General features: G+C 56.7%; 15 protein-coding genes. 9 read left to right on the top strand and 6 right to left on the bottom strand.

The window, feature by feature from the left end:
- Positions 1–391: 391 nt before the first annotated feature.
- The 5 genes from H2O17_RS02160 (at position 392) to H2O17_RS02145 (ending at position 4,681) form a co-directional block, all read left to right on the top strand.
- Positions 392–1,936, top strand: coding sequence for a sugar transferase (locus H2O17_RS02160; RefSeq protein ID WP_182050128.1), 1,545 nt, complete (start codon positions 392–394; stop codon positions 1,934–1,936).
- A gap of 164 nt (positions 1,937–2,100) precedes the next feature.
- Positions 2,101–3,528, top strand: a complete 1,428-nt coding sequence (locus H2O17_RS02155) for a tyrosine-protein kinase domain-containing protein (protein ID WP_182050127.1) — start codon at positions 2,101–2,103, stop codon at positions 3,526–3,528.
- A gap of 125 nt (positions 3,529–3,653) precedes the next feature.
- Positions 3,654–4,043, top strand: coding sequence for a hypothetical protein (locus H2O17_RS11610; RefSeq protein ID WP_246311302.1), 390 nt, complete (start codon positions 3,654–3,656; stop codon positions 4,041–4,043).
- Positions 3,985–4,332: a nitrogen fixation protein FixC gene (locus H2O17_RS02150; protein WP_246311301.1), complete on the top strand. Its 348-nt coding sequence runs from the start codon at positions 3,985–3,987 to the stop codon at positions 4,330–4,332. Before H2O17_RS11610 ends, H2O17_RS02150 begins: the two co-directional genes overlap by 59 nt.
- A gap of 61 nt (positions 4,333–4,393) precedes the next feature.
- Positions 4,394–4,681, top strand: a complete 288-nt coding sequence (locus tag H2O17_RS02145) for a ferredoxin family protein (protein ID WP_182050126.1) — start codon at positions 4,394–4,396, stop codon at positions 4,679–4,681.
- A gap of 93 nt (positions 4,682–4,774) precedes the next feature.
- Here H2O17_RS02145 and H2O17_RS02140 read toward each other — a convergent pair whose 3' ends face one another.
- From H2O17_RS02140 to H2O17_RS02130, 3 genes are all read right to left on the bottom strand, one after another.
- A complete protein-coding gene (locus tag H2O17_RS02140) occupies positions 4,775–5,182 on the bottom strand; it encodes a hypothetical protein (RefSeq protein WP_182050125.1) in 408 nt (135 codons plus the stop codon).
- An 87-nt stretch (positions 5,183–5,269) separates the two neighbouring features.
- Positions 5,270–7,450 (bottom strand): YhgE/Pip domain-containing protein, encoded by a 2,181-nt coding sequence (locus H2O17_RS02135; RefSeq protein WP_220456806.1) that lies wholly within the window; start codon positions 7,448–7,450, stop codon positions 5,270–5,272.
- Entirely contained in the window at positions 7,447–10,122 is a 2,676-nt protein-coding gene (locus H2O17_RS02130) for a YhgE/Pip domain-containing protein (RefSeq protein WP_182050124.1), read from the bottom strand. The genes H2O17_RS02135 and H2O17_RS02130 overlap by 4 nt, the downstream gene beginning before the upstream one ends.
- Before the next feature lie 232 nt (positions 10,123–10,354).
- On the opposite strand from H2O17_RS02130, the gene H2O17_RS02125 reads away from it, so the two are divergent.
- The gene (locus H2O17_RS02125; protein WP_182050123.1) at positions 10,355–11,860 is read left to right on the top strand and encodes a purine-cytosine permease family protein; all 1,506 of its coding nucleotides are present in this window, start codon (positions 10,355–10,357) and stop codon (positions 11,858–11,860) included.
- 68 nt (positions 11,861–11,928) lie between these two features.
- Here the strand turns inward: H2O17_RS02125 and H2O17_RS02120 are convergent, their stop codons facing one another.
- From H2O17_RS02120 to H2O17_RS02110, 3 genes are all read right to left on the bottom strand, one after another.
- Complete coding sequence (locus tag H2O17_RS02120) at positions 11,929–12,606, bottom strand: hypothetical protein (protein WP_182050122.1); 678 nt, start codon at positions 12,604–12,606, stop codon at positions 11,929–11,931.
- On the bottom strand, positions 12,603–12,827 hold the full coding sequence (locus H2O17_RS02115; protein WP_182050121.1) for a hypothetical protein: 225 nt from the start codon (positions 12,825–12,827) through the stop codon (positions 12,603–12,605). The genes H2O17_RS02120 and H2O17_RS02115 overlap by 4 nt, the downstream gene beginning before the upstream one ends.
- A 69-nt stretch (positions 12,828–12,896) precedes the next feature.
- A complete protein-coding gene (locus H2O17_RS02110) occupies positions 12,897–14,954 on the bottom strand; it encodes an ABC transporter ATP-binding protein (protein ID WP_182050120.1) in 2,058 nt (685 codons plus the stop codon).
- Positions 14,955–15,104: 150 nt separating this feature from the next.
- Here H2O17_RS02110 and H2O17_RS11465 point away from each other — a divergent pair, with 150 nt between their 5' ends.
- From H2O17_RS11465 to nrdG, 3 genes are all read left to right on the top strand, one after another.
- A complete protein-coding gene (locus H2O17_RS11465) occupies positions 15,105–15,809 on the top strand; it encodes a MarR family winged helix-turn-helix transcriptional regulator (RefSeq protein ID WP_220456805.1) in 705 nt (234 codons plus the stop codon).
- 373 nt (positions 15,810–16,182) lie between these two features.
- Positions 16,183–18,582, top strand: coding sequence for an anaerobic ribonucleoside-triphosphate reductase (gene nrdD / locus H2O17_RS02100; RefSeq protein WP_182050119.1), 2,400 nt, complete (start codon positions 16,183–16,185; stop codon positions 18,580–18,582).
- Positions 18,579–19,343: an anaerobic ribonucleoside-triphosphate reductase activating protein gene (gene nrdG, locus H2O17_RS02095; protein ID WP_182050118.1), complete on the top strand. Its 765-nt coding sequence runs from the start codon at positions 18,579–18,581 to the stop codon at positions 19,341–19,343. Before nrdD ends, nrdG begins: the two co-directional genes overlap by 4 nt.
- The last annotated feature ends 36 nt before the right edge of the window (positions 19,344–19,379 follow it).

Raw genomic sequence — 19,379 nt, 5'->3', positions numbered from 1 at the left:
CCCACATGAAACAAGCCTCTGTCAAGAGTGCGTCATCTCACACTTGGTGATGTGAAATCACAGAAACCCTTTTGCCACCAACGGTCAGCCGCTCCTCAGAACCACTGCCCTCCTCGCTGATCTCAGGATTCTCTAAGCACTTGGACATATCGGCCACTAATTGCGAAGAGGAAAGTATTTCCACACAAACACGTCCGATATTCCGATACCTGTCACTTGTGTGCATTCTTCTATTTCGTGCGATGGGCACACTAATATCTGTCCGAAGTTTGGAATAGGCTCAGAACCGTTAGCAGAGATACATCACTCCCCACCATCGCAACCACACATTGTGTTTGGGAATGTGAAAATCTCCCTTAACCTTCACACGCGGTTCACCACGAGGATTCTGATGGCAATTGATGCAACTTGGTACACGAAGCTAAGGCGGTCTACTCAGACGTCAGAAGATGGCCTTCGTGGTCCTGCTGCCACACCAGAGCACACATGGCAGTGGCTGATATCTGGGCGTCTGGCGGCAAGCGATTTCGTTGTAGTAACGCTTGCTGTGTTCCTGACTCAGATCGCGTGGCTGGGTTGGGGAACAACAGATCTCACGGCTACCCCATGGCGCCAGCAAATTGCAGGAGTACCGTATTACGTTGCGACGTGTGGAATCATCCTCGTCTGGTTGACCGCACTGTCAGTTGGAAACACTCGTGACGTGAAGATAATTGGTTCCGATAGCACCGAATATAGCCGTGTCGCGTCAGTCTCAATGCATGTTTTTGGCATTGTCGCCATGGTGGCGTACTTCGGACGCATAGATCTTGCTCGCGGTTTCATGGTGTTGGCATTCCCCATTGGTACGATCGCTTTGCTTGTCTCACGATGGCTGTGGCGCAAATGGTTAATCTCGCAGTGGCGTCAGCAACGCATGCGCACAAACGTCTTCATAGTCGGCACACAAGAGTCCGTCACGGCCATCGTTGACCGCCTTCTTGTTGCTCGGCCCAGCCCTTTCAACGTCATCGCAGTGGCCGCGGCGGATCCGCATCAGGATTTGTGGGGCGATAGCATCACGGTGCGCGGCCGGAGCTTCCCCGTAGTCTCCCTGAAGACGGATGTGAGCAGACAGATGCAGCGCCTCGGTGCCAACACCCTCGTGCTCGCAGGCGGTCACATGATGCCGGCCCGCCGAGTGAGCGAAATAAGTTGGAGCCTTCAACCTAATCGCCAGCGCCTTGTGGTCTCATCAGGTGTTATGGGCGTGGGAGCAACACGTTTGGCCGTGCGCCCTGTGGCAGGGCTTCCGTTGGTACAAGTTGAACCGCCAGCAATCACTCGGCCGCAGCACCTTGCCAAGCGGAGCTTTGATGTTATTGCATCGGGTTTAGGGATTATTCTCATCAGCCCTCTGCTAGCCACAATTGCACTTATCGTAAAGCTCAGTGATGGTGGCCCAGTGTTCTTCAAACAAGAACGCGTTGGTCTAGAGGGCACTGTGTTCAATATGTACAAGTTCCGCAGCATGCATGTTGACGCCGAACAGAGACTCATCGAACTCAAGAAGAAGTATCCCGCGGATGCTGGCAATAGCACTCTCTTCAAGTTGAAGGACGACCCCCGCGTTACGCGGGTCGGAAAGTACTTGCGCCGCTATTCGCTTGACGAACTCCCCCAGCTGTTCAACGTGCTCAACGGCACGATGTCACTCGTTGGCCCGCGGCCACCGCTCATGCGTGAAGTCAAAACATATGACAGACATGTGTATCGAAAGTTCATCGTGAAACCTGGCATAACTGGGCTGTGGCAGGTCAATGGACGTTCAAATCTCTCCTGGGAAGATAGCGTGCGGTTTGATCTCTACTACGCAGAGAACTGGACCATGATGGGTGACCTACAGATTCTCTTCCGCACATTCAAAGCCGTTGTTGGAAGCGATGGCGCGTACTAGCACGCAATGAGGTTTGGAGCACCCATCAACCACATATTCTTGGCCCAAGAACCGCGCAGGATTCAAGGCGGCAACGCATTGTCAGGTATCTTAGATAGGACTCGTGTCCACTCGATCTCAAATTCCCTTGGCCGGGTCACACACTATTGGAGAGGCATGGCTCAATGACACTTCAAGATTATCTAGTGATCTTCCGGAAGAACTGGGTGGTCATTGTGATCTGTACTTTGGTGGCGGCAGGCCTGAGCGTTGCATGGACCCTCACGCGAACACCGACATACGAAGCTACCACCCAGCTCTACGTCTCCGTTCGCACTGCGGATTCCTCCTCATCAGATCTCTACCAAGGATCGAACTACGCCCAGCAAGCAGTCGCATCCTATGTTGATGTTGTGACTACTTCAGTGGTGCTTGACGAAGTCATCTCAGAACTCGGCCTTGATCTCACGGCCGCAGAACTCGCTGACGAGATCGACGCTTCCACGCCTACAAATACCGTTCTCATCAACATCACCGTGTCTGATTCGGATCCCAGCCAATCCGCGTTGATTGCGAACACCGTAGGCTCTGTGTTCATTGACCTCGTTGAGAATCAACTCGAGAAGCCAGCGGACAACTCACCAGCACGGGTACAGATTGACACTGTGGAGCCAGCCATTGCTCCCATATCACCAGCAAGTCCCAGCATGCCAAAGAACATCGCACTGGGGCTGATCTGTGGCGTCGCGATTGGGATTGGCATCGCAGTTCTGCGCGAGGTGCTTGACACGCGAATTCGCTCCAAGAGCGATCTTCGGGCGATCACGGACATCGCCGTCATCGGCACAACCATCTTCAACCCAGATTCGGCCGAACACCCACTCATTGCTCAAGCCGAACCCCAAAGCCCAAGTGCTGAAGCATATCGTTCTCTGCGCACGAACCTGCAGTTCCTCAGCGCCGAGAATCCCAAGAAGAGCTTCGTGTTTACATCGTCAAGCCCGTCCGAGGGAAAGAGCACAACAGCAGCGAACTTGGCTATTGTGTTGGCCGATGCGGGCCACCGCGTTGCACTCATCGATGCGGACCTACGCAAACCGCGCGTCGCCGCCCTCCTTGGAGTCGAAGGGGCCGTTGGCCTCACGGACCTTCTCATCGGCAAAGTCACCTATGATGAGGTTCTGCTCAAGACGGGCCGCAAGCAACTCTTTGTGCTTCCAGCTGGCCGTATCCCACCCAATCCCAGTGAGCTTCTTGGTTCCATCGCCATGGATCACGTGATTGAAACCCTGAGCTCCCACTTCGATTACGTCATCATCGATGCCCCACCCATCCTCGCTGCAACAGATGCGGCCGTGGTAGGTAAGAAGGCTGCGGGTGTACTACTCCTCGCCGCGAGTGGAAAGACCCACAGGCCTGAACTTGTTTCCGCACTCGAAGCCCTAAACAATGTCGAATGCGATGTTCGCGGAATCATCATGACAATGGTCCCCACCTCCGGCCCCGATTCCTACCGGTACAGCCGCACGTACTACCATGCAAGCTTCGATGAAGCACCTAAAGGTTCTGGCCACCTCAATGGCGAACCCATTATGGGCGCAGTCAACAGCTGATTGAATCACATCGAATTCTCACGATCTGGACCAGCACTATGTGGGTCCAAGGTGATACCGATTGATCAGTCGTGGTGACTGAAGCTCCCGAGTCGGACTCGTCCACGCCACCTAGACTGGTAGGTATGAACAACAGCAGTGTGCTCATGGAGCAGCTTGTCCGCATCTCCGACGTCCTCGACTGGTCGGCAGAGAATGCGGCAAGCTACAACCTCGCCATCGCCATCCTCAAGGAAATGACTGGGGCTGTACTTGCTCCTACCTTCTTACTCGATGCCACTGCCACAGAACTAGTGCTACTCGCGGATGACGAGTTCTCTCGTCTTCCGCCCGCCTTTGAGACCATGCCCGCGTGGATGCACGTGCGCCAACCATGGGTCAACAGCCAAGCCCGGCCTTCTCCTCATCGGGGACGCCGCAGGTTTCACATTGAACACCGGACTGACGATACGCGGGATGGACCTTGCGGCCGGTTCCGCTATTGCCGCCGCCCGCGCGGCACATACCGCCCTTGAAAAGGGTACGTTTGGACAGGAAGCCATGGATGCCTACCCGCGTGACCTTGCCGAAAGCTTCGTAGGCAAAGACTTAGCGACGTACGCCAAAGCACCTGCATTCCTCGAAAACGAGCGGATGTACACACAGTACGGCCCACTGCTGGCGGATATTCTGCACGATGCATACGATCTGGACCTCTCCCCGCGCCGCCACATCGTGCGCACCGCCACCGATGCCTTCAAAAAGTCCGGGCTACGCCTTAGATCTGTAATTCGCGACGCCGTCGCCGGCGTGCGAGCACTATAAACCAACGAAAGTGCTATGGCCGGCGTGCGAGCACTATAAACCAACGGAGAGCACCTCGAAGATGATAAACAAGAGCATTCCTGAACGGCTAGCGGGCAACGTCTATGAAATAGACGAAGAAGAAAGCCATATTGACATCAATCAAGAACTGGCCAGGAGCACGGGGTCAGGCAAAGTGCTAGTGAAGGTATGCCCCGCGCACGTCTATTCCGAAAAGGCTGACGGGAGCATTGGCGTGGAATACGCTGCGTGCCTCGAATGCGGCACGTGTTTGGCTGTAGCTGCGCCGGGCGTCCTCACATGGCACTATCCTCGCAGCGGATTCGGCGTCACGTTCCGCGAGGGGTAGCGAGGAGAAGTGTGGGAGGTGAGGAGTGGCGACGGGCTGCGAAGAGAGGTGAGGAGTGGCGAGGGGTAATCCGCATCATGTGGCGAGGGTTCTCTAGTCAAGGTCCCTCAGGAGGCGCCTCACACCAGCGCGGGATATGAGCAGCGCAAGGATGAGTCCGGTGACGGCGAAGAAGCCACCTAGTTGAACTTGGCCCTGAAAAGCCACGCTCACTGCCTCCAGAGCCGCAAACTTGCTGCCCACTAATAACGCCCACAACAAGATTCCTGAAGCGATACGCCCAGTCAGGCTTGTCGCAGCTTTCAAGCGGCCCTTCACGCGATCCTTGAGCGCCACAACTACTTCAAGTATCAGCTTGAGCAGAACCGCAGTGAGCAGTGAGAGCGTGAAGGTCTCAGTGATTACCTGGGGTAGATACTCTGCTGCCAGATTAAGGACCACAACGTAGACGAAGACGTCCACCACATCAGCAGGCCGGAGATGAACACGAAATCGACTCATCGCAGCAGCCCCCTTAGCTTGCAAGGATCCGATTCAGTAGGCCCTTATCTTAACCCGAGGCGCGCGAGGCGCCAGCAGGTTTCCCGCCTACCCCATCACCTTTGTGGACTCTAGGGCCTCGGCTGTGCGCCTGTTGAAGCCTACAAGTGGCTTACGCAGATACAGGCCAAGGATCAGCGCCGGAATCACAAACAACACGAGGAAGCCAAGTGCCTTCCAGAAGTCGGCATGGTAGATTCCAGCGATCGCTGATCGATACGCCTCAACGGCATATGTCGCAGGCAGGAACTTGCTGATGTGTTGGAACCATTCGGGCAGAAGTTGAAGCGGATAGGCAGCCCCAGCTCCCGATATTTGGATCACCAAGAGGAACACCCCAACGGCTTTTCCGGCACTTCCGAATGCCACCACTAGCGTGTATATGAGGAAAGTGAACACAAGTGATGTGGTCCAGCCAGCCAACATATACAGCCACGGGTGCACAGCTTGCACTCCAACAAAGAATAGGTTCCCAAGCCCTAGCAACGTACTCTGAGCCAATCCCATGGCAGCAAAGATTCCGTAGCGGCCAAAGAACTTCTCATTCGATGTCAGCTTCTCTCCACCTGGCACGTCTGTGTTGGCCACGCTGACTTTGATGCCCACTGACATGAGGAGTGCACCCACCCAGAACGCCAGCACAGAGTACAGCGGCGCCATCGAGCTACCGAAGTTTGCCACTGGGAACACAGCTGTGCGTTCGAGGCCAATAGGCGAGGCAAGTGAAGCAGCGAGTGTATCTGGGTTCGCGCCAACGATCTGCTCCAGCTGGCTGAGATCGCCAGACGAACTGGCGGCCTCAAGTGCATCGCTCACAGAGTCGAACGTGCTTGCGGCATCATCTAGCTTGTCCTGCAGGTGCGTCATGACTTCCTGCGCACTGGAAAGCTGATCGTTGATGGAATCTCCGGCCCCGGAGAGTCTGTCCACCGCGGAGTTCGCATCATCGCCGATGCCAGCGATTGAGGTCAGCGCGGTGTTGAGCGTACTGGCAAGGTCTTGGAGGCTCCCCTTGAGATTATTCGTGTACTCATCGCTCAGATCTGTAACGCTCTGCTTGGCTTGTGAGATCGCATCATTGAGCGCATCGTGAGTATCCTGCGAGTTCGCTACACCCGAACGCAGGGCAGCAGCAGCGTTATCCAGACCGTCCTTCACGGCCTCCTGACGCGAGACGGCTCCATCAAGGATCGCGAGCACCGGATCGAGTGCACCATCTGGAAGCACGGGTGCGACGTCGTCAACCAACGTCGAACGCAACTCCTCATAGGCATCAATCTGGGCCTGAACCCGATCGGAGAGGGCATCAAGCACGCCAGCCTGCGCTTCCACGCTGTTCTGGGCAGCTGAGAATGCCACATCCACTTGCTTTCCGAGCGATTCGTAGCTCGCAACACTCGAAGCGAGGGCGTCACTCAAACCGTCAGCGACCGAATCGATGGTGGACTTAACGGTACCTACGCTGCTCACAGCACTTCCCACAGCGGCGGACGAATCGTTGAGCGCCGCGGAGGTTCCTTTCACGAGGTTCGCTGCGCTGGTCACGAGCCCCTGGCTGGATCCCACAATGGAGGAGAACGCTCCGATATTTGTGGATGCCGAACGAAGTTGCGTGGAGGTCTGACCCACCTGAGCCTGAAGCTGACTGAGCAGAACCTTGGTATCGGCAGAGTTCAGGTACTCGGAAAGATCAGACAAGATTCCCACGGCGATCTCACTGATCGTCTGTGTGAACACTTTGTTTATTTGCGCAGAAAGGGTACTGGCCCCCTGCCCAGTGATCTTTGGAGCCAGCGAGTTCTTCTTCTCGTTCGTGTAGTAATCGATAGCCGTGCGCGTGCCGCCGTCGGCATAGAACGTGAGCATGTCCTGGCTGAACGACGCCGGAAGCACGATCGCAGCATAGAACTTGCCGGATTTCGTGCCATCAATAGCAGCATCCTCGCTGGTCACAACCCAATCCAGATCCTCATTCGCGCGCAAGGCAGAAACCACTTGGTCGCCAATGTTGATCTGAATTGGGATCAGATCGCTCTTGTAGCCTTCGTCCCTGTTGGCCACAGCCACCGTGAGCCCCTGAGTGTTCTTCAGGGGATCCCAGCTCGCGATCACGTTGAACCATGTGAACAAGGACGGAAGGATCGCCAAGCCGACCACCACAACAACTGCCATTGTGTTCTTGGTGGCCTGAGCGATGTCCCGCCGGAAAATACTCCATGCGCCCTTCACTTGGCATCAACTTCTTTCGAGCTGGCAGCTTCTTCCGGGCGGTGAGTATCTTGTGCAACCTCAGTTGCCTCCGAACTCTGGGTTGTCTCAGATCCCTCAATCAAGGGGTGAAGCTTCGTCTGACCCGCCGGTCTTCTCTTCCTTCGTCCCTCGATCGCCTGATGCAGTTCGTTATCTGGCATGTTGGTTAGTTCGAGCCCATCTTCGATCGCATCACGAATGTACTCAATCACTATGAGATAGCCGAAGAGCAGGAGGAACCAGGCTACCCACAAGCCCAACACCAGTGCCTTCACAGAAGGATCCGAGGCGGGGATGAGCGTCAACACGACGGGCATTATGAAGCCCGCGATCAAACCTCCGCGTCGCAAACGTGGATAGTAGCGAGCAAAAGTGGCGGCCCGGCGTTCTAGCCTGTGGCGATAATCCTCCCGGTTAGCCAGCGAACGCAGAGCCTGTGAAAGCCTGTAAGTGCCCGAATCGTTCACTTCTTCCGCCACAAGAAGATTCGTTTCAACGATGCCCTTGTTGAAGAGCCGCGTGATGGTGACAAGCTTTGAGCGCAGCAGCAAGCCCAAGATGAACGCAGCCGCAACGAATAGCGTCAACACACTCAGCCGCTGCCAGTAATGGCCGTCGTAGAAACCTGCAATCGTCTCACGCATCGCGTCGATCCCATATGTGAATGGGAAGAACGGATAGAGATTCTGGAAGAAGGACGGCATCATTTCGATGGGATACAGACCTGAAGCACCTGGAATCTGCACAATCACGAAGATCACGCAAAGCCCCTTGCCTATGTGTGCAAATGTCACAGATAGCGCATAGATGATGCTCAGATATGTCAATGCAATGAACACACCTGTAGCCACAAACGCTACTGGATTGACCGTCTGCACTCCGATAATGAGGTTGCCAAATGTGACCAGCAATCCCTGCAGTGCGCTGATGACTGCAAGTAACAGCCACCGACCCAAGTACGCCTGGCGCACGGTCAGGCCGGGCACGCCTTCGTCGTCGACCTCCAACTTCATGATGACCATGAGGACAAAGGCACCAATCCACAACGAAAGGTTGGTGAAGAGCGCAGCCATTCCGGAGCCGTAGGAATTGACGGGGAACACGACTTTTTCATTGACCTCGACCGGTGACGTCATGAAGGAGGCGATTTGTTGCGCGTTCAAGTTAGTGATTGAGTTCAGTTGATCCCAGACCGACGCCGAACCGAGCGCCACCACGTCCGTACGCAACGTTCCAAGGCTGTCCTGGAAGCCCGAAAGGTTGTCCATCATTCCGCCCAGCGCAGTGCTGGTATCGGCGAGCTGACTGTCCAAAGAATCGAGCAAACCTGAGGCCGAGGCCAGTTGCGAACGCTGCGCTTGGAGGGCCGCCGCGAATCCGCTGGCACTGCCCGATAGCGTGCTCAGCTGCTGATTGAGCTTTGGCATGCCGTCTAGGAGTAGGTCACGCACCGTGTCCGCGTTGGATGAGGTGTTCTGAAGTGCGGAATCGAGTGCTGTAGCAGCATCTGCCACGGCCTGGACGGCATCATTCGATGTACCACCTAGATCGAGGGCTTGAAGGGACGTCAGCAACTCCTGATCGGCGGCATTCCTATCATTGAGAGCGTCGAGTACCTGATTGAGTTGCGTCACGACCGCCGGATCTAGCCCACCATTGCTGATGAGTTCTTGGATCTGGTCGATCGCTCTCCCATTCGATTCGACTACCGCAGCGACGCCGTCGATCGCAGTCCCAACGTGCGTATTTGCCCCTTGCAACGCCACATTGAGGTCCGCCAATCCCCCTTGTGATTGGGAAGAAACGTTCGCCAAGATCCGCGTGGCGTCCGCAAAAGAAGAACTGAACTGCGAGCCAAACGTGGTCAGATCCTGTTGCGCCTGAGCCGCGATTGCCTGACTCTGCGAAATAGCCTTCTGGGAGGCTTGAAGAGCGGTATCAACGTCGGCCAAGGTGGCCTTAGCATCTGTTAGATTCTCACGCGCCGTTGCGAGGTCATCTTGAAGCTCTTGGAGGCTCTGTTTGCCTTCTTCGATCGACGACGACGCCTCATCCAACGTCTGTAACGCTGTGCGCTGGCCTTCCTCGAGCTTATCTTGGGCGTCCGTCCCCACGTCACTGAGGGCATCGGCTGCGGCTTCAGCAACAGTTGCCGTAAAGGAACTCGTAATCTGCTGAACCAGGGTCTGCGCGCCCACGTCCGTCAGTTTCGGAGCAACTGCGTTCGCCTTCTCATTGACAAAGTACTCAACTTTAGGCTGGGTGAAGTCTCCCGAAGTGATACTGAGAAGGTTGGAAGAGAAATCTGCGGGGATCACAATTGCCGCGTAGCTATCTCCGCGCTTGACCCGGGCCTCTGCCTCATCCTCATCCACGAAGGTCCAGCCAAGTTGGTCGTTTTGCTTGAGTTCTTCAACTACTTGGGCACCCACGTTTACGTCGCCCGTCAGCTCGGAAGTGGCGCCCTCATCGAGGTTAGTTACCGCAACGCTGATATTGGCAGTCTTGCTGTAAGGATCCCAGAACGCGATGACGTTTACCCACGCATAGAGCGCGGGTGTAACGATCAGGCCCAACAAGATGATCCATGCTTGGGGAACTATGAGGATACGCCGGAGATCCCGCCGAAATACATGCCAGATGTTCCTCATCAGGTTCCTCCATGCCGGCGCCATGTGGGAGAGCGCGGGAGCTGTGGTAGAGCATCGCTACCTGCGATTTGATCATTCAAGCCTACGCCCGAGCATACTGTGCTCAACAAGCCACTAGGCTAATGTCACATCCACTCTGATCGTTTCGACCCTCGTGTCCAAAAGACGATTCCACCGCACAGAATGAGTAACGTGGCAATTGCACACTAGGGCCCATCGTGAAGGAATACTAATGAGCCACAACGATTCACTCCTACCCGACCTACCAACCGCGCCTCAAACTCGCGGCAGAATCGAACTCACCGGAATCGAAATCGTCAACGAATCCGAACGAACCGCCAAACCACGCAATCTCTTTCTGCCTTGGTTCGCCTCCAATATCTCCGTGTTTGGCATGAGTTACGGAGCGTGGGTGCTGGGCTTTGGAATCTCATTCTGGCAAGCCACGATCGTCGCGGTGATCGGCGCGATCCTTTCCTTCGCCATCTGCGGCGTGATCGCACTGGGTGGCAAGCGTGGCTCGGTTCCCACCATGGTGATGTCACGCTCCGCGTTTGGAGTACAAGGCGCAAAGGTTCCGGGCGTCATTTCCTGGCTGACGTCTATTGGCTGGGAAACTTCACTCGCAATCACCGCAGTACTCGCCACCGCAACGATCTTTGAACGCCTCGGCTGGGTGGGCAGCGATCACACAGCCATCGAAATCGTGGCGGCAATCGTGGTGGCCATACTGATTGTTCTGGGAGCCGTAGCCGGCTACCACATCATTATGCGGATGCAGGCCGTGCTCACCTGGCTGACCGGCATCACCACTATCATCTACATCATCCTAGTTATTCCAAGCATCGACTGGCCTACCCTCACTTCCATCCCGGCTGGATCATTCCCCGCCATGATCGGTGGAATGACCATGGTTATGACCGGAATGGGACTCGGCTGGGTGAACATCGCTGCGGACTGGTCACGCTACCAGTCACGCGAGGCACGCGGTTCCTCAATTATCTTCTGGAACACTTTTGGTGGATCGCTAGGCCCAGTAGTACTCATTACCTTTGGACTCATGCTTGCCGGTTCATCGGCCGAGCTGTCAGAAAACATCGGGATGGACCCGGTTGGTGCACTCGCCACGCTGTTGCCCACATGGTTCCTTATTCCCTTCCTTATCACCGCGATCCTTTCCCTTCTTTCAGGTGCCATCAATGGCATCTACTCCTCCGGACTTACCCTGCTGACCTTGGGCATCAAGATCCCCCGGCCAGTCGCTTCGCTCATTGACGGCACGATCCTCACATTGGGAACTATCTACGTGGTGTTCTTCTCGCCCACCTTCATCGGGCCATTCCAGTCATTCCTTGTCACGCTCGGTGTTCCCCTTGCAGCTTGGGCTGGAATCATGATGGCGGACATCGCACTGCGCAAGAAGAGCTACGACGAGTTCGCACTCTTTAACTCCTCTGGACGCTATGGGGCATTCAATTGGAGCGCGCTTATCCTTATGGCCGCCGCGTGCATCATTGGCTGGGGCCTAGTAGTTAACGGGTACTCCGACGCCTCGTGGAACGATTGGCAGGGTTACCTGTTGGGCATCATCGGTGGCAAGGATGGCGTGTGGGCTTCCGGCAACATCGGTGTGATCATCGCGTTGATCATCGGCTTCCTCGGCTATTACCTTCTCAGCGCCTCGCGGGTGGCAGGCCAAGAGGCCTCGCAGGAAGAGTATCTGCAAGTCAGCGAATAGGCATGATGGGATGTTCGGCCACCTGCTCCACCACTAGGCGGAGTGGGTGGCCGAACTGCGTAACTCAGTTAGAATCTCACGGGTTGCGTGAGAAGTAGGGCAATACTTACGGCCATCACAACCCCAGCCACCACAACAACGCCGTGGGACATGCGCGGGAGCGAAAGCTTGGACGCAATGCCTGCCAAGAACAAGACGGATGCAAAGAGCAGAGAGTTCAGCACATAACTATTGCTAGCTTCGCTGGCGAAGTCCGCTGCCGCAAGGGCCTCTTCGGCACGAGCAGTTGCTGCATCTGCTTCTTTCTGCGTAGGCAGAACATATTCGGCCTGCTCAAATGGTTTACCCGCGGGGACGTGCATGCCCGCTTCCACTGGAAATGCAATCCAGGTATCGAAAGCCTCCTGAAAATGCGGCTGAAATCTCTGCTCAACTTCCGAAGCTAGGACCTCATTCTCTGAAACCTTCGCCTCGAGCCACAGCGAAAAGATCGAGAGATCGTTGGAAAGCTGGCGATCAGCGATTGCCGACTGCCGCTCAGACTCAAACCTCTCTCCTGTGGCAGCACGAGACTCATGCGAGTAGACGTGATTCCACAACGATGCTTGAAAGCCACACCAAGCCGAAGCGAGAGTCGCCAATGAAAGGACGATGGCGGACAGGAGATTCCAGCGATATTCGGGATCCCTGCTGGGAACAGCCGCACTTTCGGTGGCAGATGTCTCTGCCACTCCATTCGCGCTCATCGTGCCTCACCGTTGATCCGTTGATCCGTTGATCCGTTGATCCGTTGATCCGTTGATCCGTTGATCCGTTGATCCGTTGATCCGTTGATCCGTTGATCCGTTGATCCGTTGATCCGTTGATCCGTTGATCCAATGGTGCCGGATATGGTTGCACTATGCGCGAGGTTCTCCTGTTCGAATCGCAAACTGCCCTCCGCAGTACCTGCCACAACCGCCGGCATGCAACCTACTCGCCAACCCCACTAGATGGACGGCGCATCAGCTGGACGGCGCATCAGCTGGACGGCCCATCAGTCGGACGGTCCACTGGCTGAACCGCTAAGCGAGGCGAACAACCCATGCTGCTGCCTCAGCTCGTGCGCGCTACCTCTTTCCACAATGTGCCCGTCTTTCAGGACAACAACCTGATCGGCTGACTCCACAGTGGAGAGCCTGTGCGCAATCGTCACCGTGGTGCGGCCCACCGCGAGCGCCTCGAGCGCCGCCTGGACTTGCGCCTCGGTGGCGTTGTCCAGAGCGCTGGTGGCCTCATCAAGTATGAGGATGCGTGGGTTGCGCAAGAGTGTTCGTGCAATAGATAGACGCTGTTGCTCTCCCCCAGAAAAGCGGTAGCCGCGTGCACCCACTACCGTGTCCAGACCGTCGGGCAACTCACTGATCATCTGACCAATCTGAGCAGTCTGGAGTGCATCCCACATCTGATCTTCGGAGGCCTCACGGCTACCGAGCAGCAAGTTCTCACGAATCGACGCATGTATCAGGTAGGTCTCTTGGCTCACCACGCCCACGAGTTCGGCAAGGTTCCGTGAAGTCATATCTCGAACATCCACACCATCAATTGAGATAGCTCCAGAGGTGGGATCGTAGAGTCGCGTAAGCAACGCTGCCAAGGTGGACTTGCCCGATCCAGTGGGGCCGACGATCGCCGTCGTCGTTCCAGAAGGTATGTGAATACTGACGTTGCGAACTACTGGATCGCCAGCTTCGTATCCAAAGGTGACGTCGTTGAATTGGACGTCACCCTCAACATCGTCCTTCACGAGCGATATTGGAGAGACTGGCTCCTTGATATCAGGCTGCAGGTCCAGATACTCGAAAATACGGCTGAATAGCGCCATCGCGGTCACCCATTGAACACCCACGTCCAGAAGACCCATGAGGGGCCGGAAGAGCGTAGTTTGCAGGGCCGTGAATGCAACAAGCGTGCCCACCGTCATTCCTCCAGAGGTAGCTGGCAAACCCGCAACCAGATAGATCGCGGCTGGAATCGCGGCAAAAACTATGGACATCGTGGCCATTCGCCACTTGCCCGCCAGCTGGGACTGCACCTCCAGATCTATGAGGCGAAGGGAAGATTCTTCAAATCGATCGGTGTTCCACTGTGCGGTTCCCAGAGTCTTAGCCAAACGCACTCCTGATACCGAAAGGCTCTCCTCAACTTGCGTGTGAAGGTTTGAGAGTTCAGCCTGCTTGGCGGCCGTGATATCGCGGCGGAGCAAAGCCACCCGGCGGCTAAGCCACACCGCGGGTGGCAGTATCACTAAGGAAAGGGCTGTGAGCCGTGGCGAGAGTGCCAACATTGCTACCACCGTCGCGATCACGGTAGTCACTTGGGAGGCAACGGATGTGGCGGTCGATGTGATTACGCTCTGCATTCCAGAAATGTCATGCGTGAGCCTGGACTGAATCTCGCCACCGCGCGTTCGGGTGAAGAACTGTAGAGACTGCTTTTGCAGATGCGCGAAAACGGATGTTCGCAGATCATGCATCACGGCTTGGCCCATCCTGGTTGCAAGCCACGTCTGCACCACTCCTACCAGAGAACTCACCGCCGCGACCGCAACCATTGCCGCAGTGAGCCACACGAGCAGGCGAACGTTGGCGTTGGGAAGGGCGTCGTCGATCACAGAGCGCACAAGGAAAGGTTGAGCCATCGTCACCAATGATGAAATCGTTATGAGAACGACGACGGCAACGATCTCCCATGTATGTCCTGAAAAGAGTCTCACCACTCGTCTGACAGCCACGGGATGGCTAGCAAGCTGATCCCGATCTAGCTGAGAGACGCGGGCAGGACCACGGCCGCCCACAAAGGAGTCGGACGAGGCGCGCCCGGCGCGAGGGTCCGTTGAGGTGGACGTGCGGCTGCGGTTCGGCCGCTCGGGACGGCTGCCAGAACCGGGTGAATCGGGACGGTTGCGGGAACTAGGCGAATCGGGATGGTTGCGGGAACTAGGCGAATCGGGATGGTTGCGGGTGGTGCCGCTGTGGCTGCGCGAAGACGTGGTGAGCGCGGAAGATCCTTGTGACCTGCGGGATTGATCTTGCAGTGATGTCGATGTGTTCATGGGTCACCTCCATAGTGAGAGGTCCGAGATAAAGCACGTGGTATGTGTGGGGCACGTGGTGCCTCGTGTGCTTCGGGAACTGTGTGTCCGTAATCAATTAGTGAGGTTACCTCACTATGTGGTAACCGTCAAGAGTGTTAGGCTTGCTCCATGGGCGATCTAGGGAATCGGGCAGCACCACGCAACTCACAGGCCTCTGCAGGTGAGGGCGCGCATGAGTTTGACGTCAAGAACGCGCACTCGGGTGAGGCGGAGAACCCACGCTTGGGTAAGGCGGAGAACGCACATTCGGGTGAGGCGGAGAACGCGCACTCGGTTGAGGCGAAAAGTGTAAACGGGGTTGAGGCGAAAAGCTGGCCGGACCGCCAGAAGCTTGACTATCTACACCCGGCCGCGACTCATCACGGGCACAAACACAGAGGCCCCGAATCCTTTGATCCCGAGACTGCCGATCTTCGTAGCCTTATGCACCACACTTCCCGAACATTGAGACGAACGTGGATTGCGCAGCTCGAACCTTGGGAGTTAACTCCATTTCAGTGGCGAGCTCTGCGTACCCTTTCGGAGTGCGACGGGGACGCTCGGCCTAGCGCCATCGCCGATCGGCTAGGCATCACTCCACGTTCAGCCACGGAAGTCATCGACCAACTTGAGGCCAAAGGCTTGGTGGAGCGCAGCCCCGATCCCAAGGACCGCAGGGCAACCAGAGTCCAGCTCACTGAAGCGGGAACAGCAACTGCGCACAGCATCCTCTCCGAGGGAACCGCCCACTCCGAGCAGTACTTCGCACCACTCTCCCCTGCGGAACAGGCACAACTGGCCTCTCTGCTCAGGAAGCTGGCTCGCACCCGGTAGGAATCTCACAGCCCGCGCACGTTCTGTGGAGGAACTGCGCTGCGCCGATATGCCGACTATCCGAAAACCGACTAACCGAAAGCCGGTCAGCCAGTGCTCGGATGCGCAGCCATGCACATTAGCCGACTCTAAGGCGACCACCGCGCAGCGATGTACCAGATCCATGCGCCCCATCCAAAAGCAACGGCCGTGGCAATGATCACCGACCTTGAGAGGAGATGGGAGCACGCCCCTCAGATCGGCCAGACAAAGCCATTTCATTCTGGCAAGGTGGCGCCACACCACGCTTCATTCGAAGCGACACACAACATGTGGGTCGTAAGCACCTCTGGGCCCCAAGATGTAGTGTTGAGGGGTAGTGAGAAGAGGAACCATGACCGCCACTGAAGTCGTCGAACGCCCATCAGCACAGGGCAATTTGGCAATCCCGCGAACCGTCGAAAAGCGTGACGGACGGTTAGTCGATTTTGATCGGGACCGGATCACGAACGCCGTTGTTTCCGCTTATGACGATGTGCACCGGGATGAAGATCCCGCGCGTGCCCAGAACATAGAAGCGATCGTAGACGAAGTGGTTGACGCGCTCTCCCACCGCCAAGGCGGGCCTGTGGATATTGCAACGATCCAGACTCTTGTGGAACGTGCGCTTGTCAATGCCCACGAGTACGAGGTTGCGCAGGCATATACCTCCTACCGCCTTCGCCGTGACATTGAGCGCTCCAAGGCTAGTGACGTCAACGAGGCTGTTAAGAAGCTCGTGGATCGCGACGAATCACTGGTTAAGGAGAACGCGAACAAGGACAGCCGGGTGTTCGCAACTCAACGCGATCTGCTTGCCGGGTCCGTCTCCAAGGCCACCGCACTCTCACAACTGCCTGCCGACGTGGCCAACGCACACATGAAGGGCCAGCTCCACTTCCATGACATGGACTACAGCCCTTTCACGTCCATGACCAACTGCTCCTTGCCTGATTTCGGTGACATGTTGGCCCGTGGTTTTGTGCTGGGTAATGCACGCATGGAGTCCCCGCACTCAATCGGTACTGCCACAACACAGATCACCCAGATCATCAAGGACATCGCGAGTGCACAGTACGGCGGCCAGACCGTCAACAGGTGCGATGAGATGCTTGCTCCATATGCGGAACTCGATTACCGCAAGCATCTGAAGATGGCCCGGATCATGATCCCCGATGGCACCGATGAAGAGCTGGCCACGAACATCATCGCCACACTCAAGGCTGGCGAACCGGGTTGGTTGCACACGGAAGATCGGGAACCGCTGCCGGCGGATACCCCCTTCACAACCGAAGCGCCAAAGCTTGAGCAACTACGTGAGGTCTACGCCAAGCTTCTGACCCGCAAATCCATCTATGACGCCATGCAAACCATGGAATACCAGATCAACTCCAACCGGGTGAGCAATGGCCAAACCCCATTTGTCACCGTCGGTTTTGGGCTTGGCACCTCATGGTTTGCGCGCGAAATTCAACGCGCCATCTTCCTTAACCGCATCCGCGGGCTGGGCGCTGAGGAACGCACTGCGATCTTCCCCAAGCTGACCTTCACCATCAAAGCGGGCATCAACGCTGCACCCGGCGATCCAAACTATGATCTCAAGGAACTCGCACTCGAGTGCTCTACCAAGCGCATGTACCCTGACGTGCTGTTCTACGAAAACATCGTGCGTATCACCGGTTCGTTCAAGGCGCCTATGGGGTGCCGTTCATTCCTCCACGCCTGGACTGATCCAGAAACTGGGCAACCCGTGGAAGATGGCCGGATGAACCTCGGCGTTGTCACGGTCAACATCCCGCGCATCGCTTTGGAAGCGCAGGGCAGTATTGACCAGTTCTGGAAGCTGTTCGACGAACGCATGGGAGTTGCACACAAGGCCCTGCGATTCCGTATAGACCGCTGCCGGGAGGCTGAACCTGCCGCAGCTCCCAGCCTCTATCAACACGGCGCATTCGGGCGCCTGAATGCCGACGACGACGTCGATACCTTGTTCCGCAACGGGCGCGCGTCGATTTCATTGGGCTACATCGGCCTAGCGGAAACAGTCTCTGTGTTCTATGGCAAGGACTGGATCAGTGACCACTCCTGGGACCCCGCTGGTCGCGAGTTCGCGCTGTCCATCGTACGCCGCATGGCCGAACTGTGCTCCGAATGGGAGGCTGGCGAAGGCTACCACTACTCCGTGTACTCAACTCCAGCTGAGAGCTTGACTGACAGATTCGCCAGACTAGATAAGGCGGCTTTCGGAGAAATCGAACGCGTAACTGATCACGACTTCTACACCAACTCATTCCACTACCCCGTCTGGCTGCGCCCAACTCCCATGGAGAAACTCGACTATGAGGTCGACTTCCCCGCCTACGCCTCCGGCGGTTTCATCAACTACTGCGAGTTTCCATCTATGCAGCAGAACCCAAAGGCCTTGGAGGCTGTGTGGGACTATGCGCGTGAGATCGGGATCGGGTACCTGGGCACCAACACCCCTATCGATCATTGCTACGCCTGTGGGTTCGAAGGGGACTTCGAACCCACAGCAGAGGGCTTCCGCTGCCCCGAGTGTGGGAATCAGGATCCTGAGAAGTGCGACGTCACAAAGAGGACCTGCGGATACCTAGGCAACCCTGTGCAGCGCCCCATGGTGCACGGGCGGCATGAGGAGATCACCCACCGCGTCAAGCACATGGCTGGCGAAACTGGCCACGTAATGCTGGCAGACGGTACTCGCCGCGAGTGGTTCAACGGCGAACTCGAATGAGTGGGTCCCATGGGCCGATCCTTGGCCCAACCTCGGGCCAAGGCCACGTGGATTTGGGAAACCAAAGCGCCTCTGGGCCCGGGGAAGGTTGTGAGTCCGCGCAGCGCCTCGGGCCTGGTGTGCCTTGCCAGACGTCCCGCAATCCACGGGCTGGCCAATGGCAGGGCGAACACCTCAGCCAAAAGATGATCGCAGATTACAAGCGCTTCATCATGACGGACGGCGAGGGCATCCGGTGCTCGCTGTACGTCAGCGGCTGCCCATTTCAATGTGAAGGCTGTTGGAACGAATCCATCTGGAACTTTCGCGCGGGCCAGCCGTACACGCGAGAACTAGAGGATCGGATCATCTCTGACCTCTCAAAGACCTACGTTCAAGGCATGACCTTCCTTGGTGGCGAGCCCATGCTCAACACCCCCGTCCTGCTCCCACTGGCACGCCGGATACGCCAAGAGTTCGGGACCACTCGTGACATCTGGTGCTGGACCGGCTACACGTGGGAAGAACTCATGCGTGCTGGTGAGACCGCAGACAAACTCGAGCTGCTCTCACTCACAGACGTCCTTGTGGATGGGCGGTACATAGAGTCGCAGAAAGACCTCCTGCTTCAATTCCGTGGATCCTCAAACCAGCGCATCATCGACGTGCCGGCATCTCTTGCCACCGGGGAATGTATGACATGGAGTCGCACGCGCGATCTGGCGCACCATATTCCCGAGATCTACACGAAGGAACGACTGGCGGGCGAAGGCTCACACTAGAACGCTCCAGCTAGAACGCTCACGCCAGAACGCTCC

Source organism: Changpingibacter yushuensis (assembly GCF_014041995.1).
GTDB lineage: Bacteria > Actinomycetota > Actinomycetes > Actinomycetales > Actinomycetaceae > Changpingibacter > Changpingibacter yushuensis.
Note: the sequence above shows the minus strand (reverse complement) of the source record. Positions and strands in the feature narration are given on the sequence as shown.